General features: G+C 31.8%; 9 protein-coding genes. 5 read left to right on the forward strand and 4 right to left on the reverse strand.

The genetic code is table 11. From position 1 onward, the window contains the following. The first annotated feature begins 115 nt into the window (after positions 1-115). The 4 genes from J3S90_RS09915 (at position 116) to J3S90_RS09930 (ending at position 7,879) form a co-directional block, all read left to right on the forward strand. On the forward strand, positions 116-3,028 hold the full coding sequence (locus J3S90_RS09915; RefSeq protein ID WP_210646071.1) for an FAD-binding and (Fe-S)-binding domain-containing protein: 2,913 nt from the start codon (positions 116-118) through the stop codon (positions 3,026-3,028). A 95-nt stretch (positions 3,029-3,123) separates the two neighbouring features. Beyond that, the gene (locus J3S90_RS09920; protein ID WP_210646072.1) at positions 3,124-3,939 is read left to right on the forward strand and encodes an alpha/beta hydrolase; all 816 of its coding nucleotides are present in this window, start codon (positions 3,124-3,126) and stop codon (positions 3,937-3,939) included. A gap of 10 nt (positions 3,940-3,949) precedes the next feature. Further along, entirely contained in the window at positions 3,950-5,788 is a 1,839-nt protein-coding gene (locus J3S90_RS09925) for an outer membrane protein assembly factor BamB family protein (protein ID WP_210646073.1), read from the forward strand. A 159-nt stretch (positions 5,789-5,947) separates the two neighbouring features. Beyond that, positions 5,948-7,879: an amino acid permease gene (locus tag J3S90_RS09930; RefSeq protein WP_210646074.1), complete on the forward strand. Its 1,932-nt coding sequence runs from the start codon at positions 5,948-5,950 to the stop codon at positions 7,877-7,879. Positions 7,880-7,973: 94 nt separating this feature from the next. Here the strand turns inward: J3S90_RS09930 and J3S90_RS09935 are convergent, their stop codons facing one another. Next, positions 7,974-8,549: a hypothetical protein gene (locus tag J3S90_RS09935; RefSeq protein ID WP_210646075.1), complete on the reverse strand. Its 576-nt coding sequence runs from the start codon at positions 8,547-8,549 to the stop codon at positions 7,974-7,976. A 215-nt stretch (positions 8,550-8,764) separates the two neighbouring features. Then, positions 8,765-9,274 carry a YqiA/YcfP family alpha/beta fold hydrolase gene (locus J3S90_RS09940; RefSeq protein ID WP_210646076.1) on the reverse strand — a complete coding sequence of 170 codons (510 nt, stop codon included), beginning with the start codon at positions 9,272-9,274 and terminating at the stop codon, positions 8,765-8,767. Positions 9,275-9,699: 425 nt separating this feature from the next. On the opposite strand from J3S90_RS09940, the gene J3S90_RS15955 reads away from it, so the two are divergent. After that, on the forward strand, positions 9,700-10,059 hold the full coding sequence (locus J3S90_RS15955) for a hypothetical protein (RefSeq protein ID WP_236023925.1): 360 nt from the start codon (positions 9,700-9,702) through the stop codon (positions 10,057-10,059). 373 nt (positions 10,060-10,432) lie between these two features. Here the strand turns inward: J3S90_RS15955 and J3S90_RS09950 are convergent, their stop codons facing one another. Next, complete coding sequence (locus tag J3S90_RS09950; RefSeq protein ID WP_210646077.1) at positions 10,433-11,239, reverse strand: DUF2490 domain-containing protein; 807 nt, start codon at positions 11,237-11,239, stop codon at positions 10,433-10,435. Between the two features lie 13 nt (positions 11,240-11,252). Next, complete coding sequence (locus tag J3S90_RS09955; RefSeq protein ID WP_210646078.1) at positions 11,253-13,298, reverse strand: TonB-dependent receptor; 2,046 nt, start codon at positions 13,296-13,298, stop codon at positions 11,253-11,255. Between the last annotated feature and the right edge of the window lie 373 nt (positions 13,299-13,671).

Here is a 13,671-nt window from a genome sequence, read left to right on the forward strand (position 1 = left end):
TTTCCTATTTAAAACTTTTTTTAGATTAGCTATTGACTCAAATTTTAGAAGTTTTTATAGAATGATTTTACTATAATTTACTTTTTTTTAAAATAATTAATTACAATATATATAAATGACTATTACTCAAAAATTATTAGAATTATCAACATCATTAGAAGGAACACTTTTGCACGATGAGTTACATAAAATTTTGTACTCTACTGATGCTTCTGCGTACAGAATCTTTCCTATTGCTGCTGCCATTCCAAAATCTGAGTTAGATATTGTAAAAATTATTCAATTTGCATCCAAAAATAATATATCTATCACACCAAGAACAGCAGGTACTTCTCTCGCAGGACAGACGGTTGGAGGCGGGATAATTGTTGATGTTTCTAAGCATTTTACAAAAATTGTAGCTTTTGATCCAATCCATAAAACAGTAACAGTACAACCAGGTGTAATTCGAGATGAATTAAATTTATACTTAAAGCCACACGGATTATTTTTTGGCCCCAATACATCAACATCCAACCGATGTATGATTGGAGGCATGGTAGGAAATAACTCTTCGGGAACAACCTCTATTCGATATGGAGTGACCAGAGATAAAATAGTTGAAATAAAAGCAATATTGAGTGATGGAAGTAGCGCTATATTTAAAGAAATTAGTTCTGATGAATTTTTAGAAAAAACAAAAGGGGAAAGTTTAGAAAGTGGTATTTATAAAAGTATTTATGAGGAGTTATCCAATACAGATCAACAAATCGAAATTATAAAGGAATTTCCAAAGCCAGAAATTCACAGACGTAATACAGGATATGCAGTTGATTTATTACTAAAGTCAGAACTTTTTGGAGGAACAGAAAAAACAATAAATTTAGGCAAATTGCTTTGCGGAAGTGAAGGAACGCTAGCTTTTACCACTGAAATTACATTGAAAGTAGATGAATTACCGCCAACAAATAATGTGATGGTTGTAGCTCATTTTCATAGCATTCAAGAAAGTTTAGAAGCTGTAGTGACTGCCATGAAACATCATTTGTATACTTGCGAAATGATGGACGACACCATACTAGATTGTACTAAAAACAATAGAGAGCAAGCTAAAAACAGATTTTTCATTCAAGGAAATCCAAAGGCTGTTATCATGCTAGAAGTGGCTTCGCATACTAGTATGGAAGATGCCGAAAATCAAGCGGATGCATTAATCACTGATCTTCAAAAAAACAATCACGGTTATGCTTTGCCTAAAATTTTTGGCGCTGATATTGATAAAATAAATGAACTTCGTAAAGCAGGTTTAGGGCTTTTAGGAAGTATTGTTGGTGATAATAAAGCAGCCGATTCTATTGAAGATACTGCTGTAGAATTAAGTGATTTACCCAATTATATCGCTGAATTTTCAGCCATGATGGAGCGACACGGTCAGAGTGCTATTTATTATGCGCATGCTGGTGCTGGCGAATTGCATTTGCGTCCCGTATTAAATTTAAAAACAAAAGAAGGATTGCATCAATTTAGGAATATAGCAACAGAAGTTGCTGTATTAGTAAAAAAATATAGAGGTTCGCTTAGTGGTGAACATGGCGACGGAATTGTTCGAGGTGAATTTTTGCCTTTTATGATTGGTGACAAAAATTACGAATTGCTCAAACGAATAAAAAAAGCCTTTGATCCTCATACCATATTGAACGTTGGTAAAATTGTTAATGCCTCTAAAATGGATGAGAATCTAAGAGTAGAAGCAGGAAGAGTAGAACCCGATGTCAAAACGATTCAGGATTTCTCAGATAGTTTAGGGATTTTAAGAGCTGCCGAAAAATGCAATGGTTCAGGAGATTGTAGAAAACTACCTTCGGCTGGAGGAAGTATGTGTCCAAGTTATCGGGCAACTCGTAACGAAAAAGACACTACTCGTGCCAGAGCAAATGCCTTAAGAGAATATTTGACTCATTCAGAAAAGGAAAATAAATTTGATCAAGAGGAATTGTATAAAGTATTTGAATTGTGTGTGAGCTGCAAGGCTTGTGCTAGTGAATGTCCAAGTAATGTAGATGTAGCCGCTTTAAAATCAGAGTTTTTATATCAATATCAAAAAGCAAATGGATTTTCATTGCGAAATAAAACGTTTGCCTTTAATGCGAAATTAAATGGCTTAGGAAGTCTTTTTCCATCCTTTACTAATTTTATTGTTAACCTTCCTTTTGTCAAAAAAACTATGGGAATTGCTTCTCAAAGACAAGTACCACTTTTAGCAGCCAAAACTTTTAGAAAATGGTATGGAAAAAATTGGAATTTAGAAATAACGGAGTCATTTACAAAGGGAAAAGTATGTCTTTTTTGTGATGAGTTTACCAATTTCTATGATGTTTCAGTCGGAATAGATGCGTATGAATTATTGACAGCATTGGGATATGAAGTTATTTTAGTAGATCATGAAGAAAGCGGAAGAGCTTTTATTTCAAAAGGTTTCCTGGAACAAGCCAAAGCAATTGCTAATACGAACGTAGCCATCTTTTCAGATTATATTAGTGCTGATTGTCCTTTAATAGGAATCGAACCTTCGGCAATATTGACATTTAGAGACGAGTACATTAGATTAGCAGATGATAAAGAAAATGCCAAAAAGTTAGCTACAAATGTTTTTACCATTGAAGAGTTTTTTAAAAATGAAATTAACTCTGGTAAAATAACTTCAGAACAATTTTCTGATGAGGTTAAAACCATTAAAATTCACGGACATTGCCATCAAAAATCTTTAAGTTCTATTGAAGCTACTTTTGCAATGTTAAACTTACCTAAAAATAATTCAGTTACCATTTACAATTCTGGATGCTGCGGAATGGCTGGCTCTTTTGGATATGAAAAAGAGCATTATAAAATCAGTATGCAAATGGGAGAGGATACTTTGTTTCCAAAAATACGTACGACAGATTTAGCTGTAATTATTGCTGCTGCTGGAACAAGTTGCCGCCATCAAATATTTGATGGAACCAATAGAAAAGCCTTGCATCCAGTCACTATTTTGAGAAATTGTTTGTAATTGTTTACTTTCTTTTGGACGTCTTGCGATTTTAATTTAATGACTGTTTTAATAAAAATGTGTTGCTTTTTTTAAACTAAAAATAATCCTAAACTATGAAAAAAATACTCATTTTTACTTTCCTCTTACTGCTTTGTTTTTCTGTCAAAGCGGCTAAAATTGATACTTTAGAGGTGTTTAGTGTAGCAATGAATAAAAATATAAAAACCTGCGTAATCACTCCAAATGGATATAAAAAAAGCAATAAAAAGTTTCCAGTAGTCTATCTCTTGCATGGCTATAGTGGTAATTATGCAACTTGGGTTAACAGTTTTAAAGATTTGGCAAATCAAGTAGACCAATATAATTACATAGTAATTGGCGTAGACGGAAATTATTCTAGCTGGTATTTCGATAGCCCGATAGATGCTACTTTTAGATACGAAACCTACATCGTTGACGAGTTGGTTCCTTTTATTGATAAAAAATACAAAACTAAAGCCAATCCAGAGGGTAGAGCAATATCTGGACTAAGCATGGGCGGTCACGGAGCATTGTACCTATCTTTTAAACACCAAGATGTTTTTGGAGCAGCAGGCAGCATGAGTGGTGGAGTAGATATTAGACCATTTCCAGAAAATTGGGATATAAAAAAACGTCTCGGATCCATAACTGATTTTCCAGAAAATTGGGAGAAAAATACAGTTACTAATATGCTTGATAAGGTTAAAAATAATAATTTAAAACTCATTATTGATTGTGGAGTTGATGATTTTTTTATTGACGTAAACAGAACCTTACATCAAAAAATGGTGGCTTTAAAAATAAACCACGATTATATAGAAAGACCCGGGAAACACAATATAGAATATTGGGAGAACTCCTTAAAATTTCAATTGTTGTTTTTTAATAATTTTTTCAATAAAACATAAATAATTGATTATGAAATATTTGTATTCCAAAATTCTTTTTCTTTTTATCATTACTTCTTGTTTATCCCAAAAAATAGATAAAAATCAAGACATCAAATTTGTACACCTTACAGATATACACGTAACCGAAGGAAATGATAATGATTTTTTATTGCAAAAAATTATTAAGGAGATTAACGAATCGACTAATGAATTTGTAATTATAACAGGTGATTTGACCAATCGTGGTGATGACGATGAACTCAATCGAGTACATACTATTCTTTCAGGTTTAAAAATTCCTTATCACATTATTTCTGGCAATCATGAAACTACGTGGAGTGAAAGTGCAGCCTTGACTTATAAAAAACTTTGGGGAGCTGATCGGTTTGCTTTTTCAAAAGGAGATTACCTTTTTATTGGTTTTCCTTGTGGACCTTACATGAAAATGGGCGATGGTTTTGTAAAAAAAGAGGACCTTTTGTTTTTAGATAAAACCATAAAAGATAGTCTTATTAATAGTTCTAAAAAAGTATTGAGTTTTTCACATTATCCTTTAGATAATAGCCTGAGTAATTATAAAGAAGTGCTTACTGTTTTAAAAAAATATCCAACCGTTGCTAATTTTTGCGGTCACGGTCATACTTTAAAAGAGTATAATTTTTCGGGTTTAAGTGGAGTTATGGGAGCATCTATTACTTCTCGTGACGGAAAAACACAAAGTTATAATGAAGTAATTGTTAGTAATGATAGTATTCGTATTTTTAAAAAAGAGCTTGAAAAACCAGCTACTTTTAAATTTTCTGTTTCTGCAAAACCCTCAAAAATTGAAATTACCGAACCAAAAGAAAAGCAATCTATTGCACCTTTTATTCAAGATGTAGCCTCTATCTATAGTGTTCCAAGTTTTGATAAAAAAAATATTTATTTTGCCAATTCTCTTGGACAAATTCAGTCTGTAAATCTGAAAAGTAAAACTTTGAACTGGAAAATACAAACAGCTAATTCAATTTATTTTACCCCAACAATTGTCAAAAAAACGATAGTTGTTGGAACAATTGAAGGTCAGATTTTAGGGTTTGATAAAGATACCGCCAAAGAAAAATGGAATATTGCTGTGGGCGGAATTTTAGTAGGTACACCGATTGTAGAAAATAATAGAATCTATACGGCAAGTGCTACCCAATTTATTTGTGTAGATGCTGTTACAGGAATCATGATTTGGGAAAGCAAACTACCATTGTCTTACTCACAAGGAAAACCATTAATTCATGAGAATACTATTATTTTTGGATCATGGGATACTTTTCTATATTGTTTAAATAAAAACACTGGAGCACTTTTATGGAAATGGAATAATGGAAATGAAAAACAAGAGTTGTATTCGCCAGGGAATGTTAATGTAGTAGCATCAAAAAACAGACTTTATTTTGTTACTCCAGAGCGTTTTCTTACTATTTTAGATATTAATTCAGGAAAAACTTTATTGAGAACTAAGCAATGGAAAGTTAGAGAATCGATGGGGAAAAGTGAAGATGGTACCCTTTTTTATGCTAAAACAATGGATGGGGAATTACTACAACTTCCTTTAAATGATAATTTAGAACTGACGGAAGATAATCTAAAAAAAGAAAGTAAGATTCTAGATTTAAAAATTGGGTATGAACATAATCCTGCTGGAATTCTAGAAAAGAATGGAAAAATTTATTTGGGAAGTCGAAAAGGAGAAGTAATTATTGTCGATGCTAAAAAAATGATGATTATTAAAACAATTAAACTAGGGAGTTCAAGTATTAATGGCTTTTCAATAGACGAATCAGGTAGCGTTTGGACTGCATTAATTGAAGGAGGAATTTATAAAATAGATTAGTTTTTATTTTTTTTTTAATGAGTTTCAAAAAATGCCGAATCAAATCTTTCAGAATTAAATTTGTTTTATACATTTGGATTTTAAATAACAGTTGCATTATTTGTAAAATAAAAGAGTGTTAATTACAGAATATTAATTTTTAATGATAAAATTCATTTTATGGCGTTAAATGGTTTGTTTAGAAAAAAGACAGTACAAGATATTTTAAAACAAGTAGAAAAGAATAACGCTGACGGACATGATGCTTTAGGTAAACATTTGACTGCACGAGATTTGACTGCATTTGGTATTGCCGCAATTGTAGGAGCAGGAATTTTTAGTACCATTGGAAAAGCAAGCGCCGATGGAGGTCCAGCTGTTATTTTTCTGTTTTTATTTACTGCCATTGCCTGTAGTTTTGCTGCTTTTGCTTATGCTGAATTCGCTTCTATGGTTCCCGTTTCTGGAAGTGCTTATACCTATTCTTATGTTGCTTTTGGAGAAATTATTGCTTGGATTATTGGTTGGGCATTAATAATGGAATATTCCGTTGGTAATATAACTGTTGCCATATCGTGGAGTGATTATTTTACCGGTTTACTCAAAAGTGGTGGCTTAGAACTTCCTCAATGGGTTCAGATGGATTATTTGTCTGCGTCTAACGGGTTTAATGATGCAACTGCCCTTATGCAAAGTGGTAAACAATTTGCTAATTTAAGTCCAGCTTTACAAGATGCGTTCACTGCTTGGACCACCTCACCCGTTATAGGTTCTTTTCACTTTGTAGCTGATCTCCCTGCTTTACTAATCATTGTATTAATTACAGCCTTGATTTATCGCGGTATGAAAGAGTCTAGAAATGCAAGTAATATCATGGTAGTTGTTAAGTTATGTGTGGTATTATTAGTTATCGCTGTTGGGATTTTTTACGTAGACACAGCCAATTGGGATCCATTTGCTCCAAACGGAGTGACAGGAGTTCTTAAAGGGGTTTCTGCAGTGTTTTTTGCTTATATTGGTTTCGATGCTATTTCTACAACTGCCGAAGAATGTAAAGATCCACAGCGCGATCTTCCTAGAGGTATGATGTGGGCCATTATTATTTGCACTATTTTATATATTGCCATTGCTTTGGTACTAACAGGAATGGTCAATTTTAGTTTATTAAATGTTGGTGATCCTTTAGCCTTTGTTTTTGAGAAATTAGATCTAAAATGGATGTCGGGTATTATTGCTGTAAGTGCCGTAGTTGCTATGGCAAGTGTTCTATTAGTTTTTCAGATGGGGCAACCTCGTATCTGGATGAGCATGAGTCGTGATGGTTTGTTACCAAAACGTTTTTCAAAAGTACATCCTAAATACAAAACGCCTTCTTATGCAACAATAGTAACAGGTTTTGTGGTAGCAGTTCCAGCGTTGTTTTTAAACTTGACATTGGTTACCGATTTATGTAGTATTGGAACTCTGTTTGCATTTGTTTTGGTTTGTGCAGGGGTTTTGGTTCTTCAAAATAGAACGGACATTCCTCGCGGAAAATTTAAAACGCCTTATGTAAATTCTAAATTTATTATGCCTGTTTTAATTGTGATCGGATTAGTATTTGCTTTTGGTTTTAATAAAAAAGCAACTATGGATTTTATAACAAATGAAACTCAAATCAATAATTCGGAGGCTATCATTACCTCTTTAAATAAAGAAGAAACAAATAAAGTATATGACTATTTAGTAAGTATTGATCCAAAAAATAAAACCGTTGGAACTCCCGATTTAGAGCTCTTATTAAGTAAATACCATAAAGACGATGCAACTTATTCTAGTGTTATTGCCGGTATGCCCATTGCAGATTCTGTAAAATACGAAAGTGGTTTTGGCTTGTTTAAGCATAAAATTCCAATGTGGATTTTTCTAATTGTTTTAGTAGGTTTATTAGTTTGGTCTTTTAAATCAAACTTATCTTTAATACCATTATTAGGCTTAATTTGTTGTCTTTATATGATGGCAGAATTAAGTGTATGGAATTGGATTTATTTTGGCATCTGGCTTTTATTAGGCTTAATTATTTATTTTAGTTTTAGTCGTAAAAACAGTAAACTAAATCACATTACAGAATAGTAATTACTCATATAAAAAAAACCGTCTAAATTAGTTTAGGCGGTTTTTTTATGAATAATAAATAAATTTTTGTCTTAAATACAAAGTAAATTAATTAAAGAATTTCAAAAGCATTTTGATACGTAATTACGGATTCACTTTTTATCCAATTAAAATTTTTGTTTTGATACTCAATTTTATTTAGAAATTGCTCTTTTTTAAATTTTGATACGAAAAAAGTAAAGTCATCTAAATCCAAACGTTCTGTTTCTACCTCTAATTCTACGGAGTGTAACAAGCCCATTGTCTTTTGATGAATGTAAATGCCTCTTTCTAATAAATCGAGGTCAAAGGCTGGATTACTATCTATTTGATATAAAGGAAATAGTACCAACTCATTGAATATATCGTTGGGTTTTATTTTTAATACTTTGCGGCGATTGAACCAAATTTCGATGTGGCTTTTGGGTTTGTCTAAAATTCCGGTAACTACTTTTGCATTTATATCTAATATAGAACTAATTTTATTGTCCTTTAATTGATGATAAAAAAAAGGATCCAGTATAAGATCAGTAAGAGCACATTTTTTTTTTGAGGCTATAGCAGACCATTTTTCAAGTCTAGAATCATCCAACTGTATTTGTCTAATTTCGATACCTTCTCCGAAAGTATTTATCTTAATTTTTGGCAATTTGGTATTATATTATAATTTAGACAAAGGTATCATTTAATAGCTTTAAAAATAGTTACACTCTTAGATAAACTAATGTTTTAGATGACTACTAGCTAATTCCTAAAGCACTCTGTAACAATAATGCTTTTTATAAAACTAGAAATTATAAACAAGAAATTATTGTGTTAGGTTCATTGTTTCTAATTAGTACTATTCATTTTTAGGGAATATCATCAATTCAATTTTAATAATTCGATTTGCTTGAAAAATTCAATTACTTCTTTTTCAAAAATGCTTACGGGTATTTGATGACCTAATTTGTTGTGTATAGAAATTTTGATATCTATAGTAGGAAGCCGATTTTCTGCTAGCCATTTTAAAGTACTGTTGGCTTTAATGACTTCATCTTGACCTCCCAAAACAAATTGTAGAAATGCTGGTGTATTTTTAGAATCTATTTCCGGAATATTTTGAGCAATAGGTCTATGAGGTAAAGCTGGATTAAATAGTAAAGCAGGACATTTGATAGTATTAGCAATGTAGTAAGCCATAAATCCGCCCATACTACTTCCCATAATAAGATCAAATGAATGTTCATTATTATTTTTTAGCAATAATTTAAATATATTTGGATCACTATTATAATCCATGTCTGGTGCTATTACGGTGGCAAAACGTTCTAAAACATCTCTTTTTTCTGGACTTAGTTTACTTTCTAATCCATGTAAATATAAAAGGGTCATCGTTATATTATTTTAAATGTTGCTTGTAAATAGTTGTTTTATTGAATTTTGATTATTGTGAAAAAATCTTGTAATAAAATTCAAATTACAAGATATCAATATAAAGTATTTTATGATGTCAAATAAAAAAATAAATCTATAAGTTTTTTATAATTGATTTAGAATGTTACATTATAAATAATTAAAAGTATTGCCGTATATTTAACCTCCCATACTTAGTGACAGTTGCTAAATTTTATAACTTTATTTTGTAAATGAAACAATCTATAAAACTGATCAGTAATTACGAATACAAGAAATTATTTCTACCAACAGTTTCTACAAATGATCATTTTAATGAATCTAAACTTCAGGTGTACTGAATTTAAAATTATCTAAAAAGTATTGTCATTCCGGTTAAACTTTACAGAACCTCTTTTAATTTTTTGATTTTTGTAACTAAAGGTTTTGTAAAGCAACAACTAGAAACCTCAGTTTTTGAAATAAACGCTAATGAATCACTGAATATTAAAAAAGGAAATTTTACCGCAACCTTAGAATTATCGGCTGATGTGGAAGGTTTTTTTGTAGTCTATAAAAACGAAATTATTACTGATATTGCTTTGAATAAAAATGATTTGAGTTTTTTCTATACCTCGCCATTTTTAATTTTGAATGCCGTAAGTTTTGATTGGATTGTACGTGCCTTCATACTACTAAAGGAGGAATTATTGACCGGCTACCGCATTATGGAAATTTGTGTTGCCTTATTTCAAGCTATTTTATTGAAAATTATTCGATTATAAAATAAAGTAAATGAAGTGTTGTCACGAGCTCGTTATATTTCTTTTCATTTTAGAGAATTGGTTCAAAAACACACTGTAAATCATAAAACCATTTCGTATTACTCGAATCAATTGAAAATATCCGATAACTTTTGAATAAATGTGTTAAAGATCCTACTGGCAAACCACAAAAAAGTGGATCAACGAGATTATTATATGGAACAGGCAATTATTGTTACAAGATCATTCTCGAGATGTAGCAGGTATCGCTTTGGAGTTAAATTATCAATCTCCTTCTTATTTTCGCGCTTATTTAAAAAAGTAACGGGCTATTCGCCATCTGAATATCGATTACAGATTGCCAAATAGCCCGATGCTAAAAGTGTTATAAAATTTATAGTGTTTTCCCAAAAGGATTATTCCAAATCACATCTATAGCGATATAATTTACTCCAGATATTTTACTGCCTTTACCAATTAAATTGTAACCATAACCAAAATCAAATGTAAAAGGAATTTCGTGAGGTGTTAACTGATAATAAAGTCCAAATCTACTATCCTTATATTCAAATTTAGTCCACTCGCTAGTAGGTTTGTATTTTTTACTTGTTGCAAAAAGGGCTTCAGCACTACCAATTAAATGATGTACTTTTTGAGTTCCTAAATCAATATTTATTTGAGTTTTAAAGCGAGTACGAAATTGATAATCTTCATTACTTTTTGTGAAATCAGGATTAAAAAATTTTCTATATTCTTGGCGAAAGGTATTTTTCCATTTAATAGTGCTATTTCCTGTCAAATAGGAATAACGGCCGTAAATTCTGAATTCTTGTTTTATGGCAGGATCAGCAACTTCATAAGGAGCGCTAGATTCATATTCATTTTGTCGTCTGTAACTCAACGCATACGAATATTGCCAGTGTTTGGCATAGCGATTAGAGAATTCCTGATTCAATACTAATATTCCCATTTTATTAAAAGGATTATTATCGTCTGGCGTGCTTTTTCTACCAATACCTATATAAGTAGTTGATTCTTTTTTATGAACCGTGTCTAATGCTTGCTTGATTCCAAAAGCAAACCAAGAGGCATTATTCCCTTTTCCTAATCCTGGAGGACTTAATTGTGCATAAGAACTAACAAACAACATAAACAGAATTCCTGTGATTATTGTTTTTTTTATGTTTAAAAAATTTCTCACGCGATTTTTATTTTTAAAATTTATAACTAATTCCTGCTTTTACGGCAAATGGTGTTCCAGGAGTATAACATAATTCAGATACGGAACTAGACTCATTTTTAAGTCTTGTTTCAGTTTCAAATTGTGCTTCATTCCATTTTGTATCCAGCAAATTTAATACTTGCAAATTGACTTCCCAACTTTTTTTTCCGTAAGCCAAAACAAGATCATTTACAAAATAACCTCTAGTTTTTACTGAATTGTCTTCTGTTGCTGGTTTGGCGTCCATATAACGGTATCTCAAATTAGCTGAGAAACCTGATGGAAGTTTTACTGCAACGCCACCTGTACTGGTAAATGCAGGAACTAACGGGATGTAATTTTCTCCTTTTGGTGCATCAATCGCACGAGCATTAGCATAATTAATGTCACCATCTAAATACAACCATGATATAGGTTGGTAACGAATACTAAGATCAGCGCCTAAACGACGGGTTTTTCCTGATGGTTCAACAACCGCTTCATCACCTACGTACACAAATTCTTGTTTCAAAAACATATACCATACTGCTGGCTGGATAATCATGTTTTTTGTAGGACGAATAATTACACCTAAATCACTACCAATAGAGTAGGGTAAGATGTCTTTTCCATTTTGTTCTACAACTACTCGTACATCGTTAGAGTGGAAACCCATTCCTGATTTCAAATACCATTGCAAATTGCTGTTTTGAGTATAGGAAATGTTCAATTTTGGACTTATTCTTGTTGCAGAGGCATCTTGTCCTGCAGGTAGACTATTCAGACGATCATGCAAATTAAAAACAAAATGATCCACACGTACTGCTGGGTTAATGGTCCATTTTCCAATTCTCCAATCCATAGTAGTATAAGCATGTACATTAATTTCTGTAGCGGATACGTCAGAGAGTCTATTCAACAATAAATCACGGTAAAATACATGACTCAATTGCAAATCATAAATATCATCAAGACGCAAACCAGCACCTGATGTCCATGTTATTTTGCTATTTTCTAAATCAAAACGACGAATGTATTTATTATCGAAACCGTAAATACTACGATTGTCAGTTTGCTCAATTTCATCACCATAAACTGGATCATTCAAGAAAAAGGTGAAATTAGAAAACAGATTAAATTTGTATCTAGAATAGAATAAATTGCTAGAAAACTCTTCATTTTCATTGATAAGGTTTCTATAGTTTACAGCAACATTTGTTCTTGATGTACTTCCGCCTTCTGTAGGATCAATATAACCCCAACGGTCAATTATTCCTTGGGATACAGCGCGTTCTGGAATTTGTCCTGATGCGTTCCAACCCGAACTAAACGTAGAACCTAAAATAGATATATATTGTTTACTGTCTATCCATTGACTGTATTTTGTCAATATATTAATGCGATTAAAATTCTGCTTTACAGCAAATGGACCATCGGAATAATTAAATTCACTCGCCACATAAAAATTTTTGTCTTTAATATCTCTATTTAATAAGTTAATCATCGTTACAGCACGCATCGTGTTGAAAGATCCACCTTCTAACTTGAAAATGTTGTTTTCTAACTTGTCGAAGGTGCTGAAATTCACATAACCTGAGGTGTTAAAATCACCTTTGTCCGCGTAATAAGCGCCTTTTCCAAAATCAATATCCTTGATCGTCTCTGGAATCAGAAAATGCAAATCAGCATAACCTTGTCCGTGTGCATGCGATACCATATTTACCGGAATACCATCGGCTGTTACACTAACATCAGTACCGTGATCATTGTCAAAACCACGCAAGAATATTTGTTCGGCTTTACCACCGCCAGCGTGCTGAGCAATAAATAGTCCTGGAACTTTGCGCAATAAATCTTGTGCTGAGTTTACAGGAGCCATTTTTAAATCGACTTGCATGACTTGTTTTCTAAAATCAGCTTGATTGATGATGATCTTGCTAAGATGCACTGTGTCTTTTTCTGTTTTTGTTGAATCTAGCTTCTTAACATTCTGTGCAAATCCATTTTGTGTTAATAGCAAAATTGCTCCAAGAGCGAAAAGCCTAATCGTATTTCTCATTATTTTATGTCTAATTGCAAAAAAACGAAATATTGTCGTGATATCCACGTAAATCCCAAGCAAAAGCAGAGAAAGTTAATTTTGAAACACTAAAGTATTAAAGTTTCTATTTCTTATTTATGCTTAATGTTATTCATTATTAAGCGGTTGTGTTTTTGGCTAAAAGCTTGTAAATACTCTTTTTAAAGGAACAATTACCCACATTAGTAATACAAAAAGCAATCACTGTAACTAAGATAAATGGAATGTAAAAAAAAGGAATCTTTAGCAAATAATATCAGTTTTAAAAAACTAATTATTGCTTATAATTGCCATTCAATAGAATCTAAATTTATCTAAAAAGCTCTATGAAATCTAAATTGAGATAACTTTT

Source organism: Flavobacterium flabelliforme (genome assembly GCF_017948675.1).
GTDB classification, from domain to species: Bacteria; Bacteroidota; Bacteroidia; order Flavobacteriales; family Flavobacteriaceae; genus Flavobacterium; species Flavobacterium pygoscelis.

Coding starts and splice junctions, on each gene's coding strand:
- J3S90_RS09925 (WP_210646073.1), top strand. CDS start 3,950: ATGAAATATTTGTATTCCAAAATTCTTTTTCTTTTTATCATTACTTCT.
- J3S90_RS09915 (WP_210646071.1), top strand. CDS start 116: ATGACTATTACTCAAAAATTATTAGAATTATCAACATCATTAGAAGGA.
- J3S90_RS09930 (WP_210646074.1), top strand. CDS start 5,948: ATGGCGTTAAATGGTTTGTTTAGAAAAAAGACAGTACAAGATATTTTA.
- J3S90_RS09940 (WP_210646076.1), bottom strand. CDS start 9,274: ATGACCCTTTTATATTTACATGGATTAGAAAGTAAACTAAGTCCAGAA.
- J3S90_RS09920 (WP_210646072.1), top strand. CDS start 3,124: ATGAAAAAAATACTCATTTTTACTTTCCTCTTACTGCTTTGTTTTTCT.
- J3S90_RS09955 (WP_210646078.1), bottom strand. CDS start 13,298: ATGAGAAATACGATTAGGCTTTTCGCTCTTGGAGCAATTTTGCTATTA.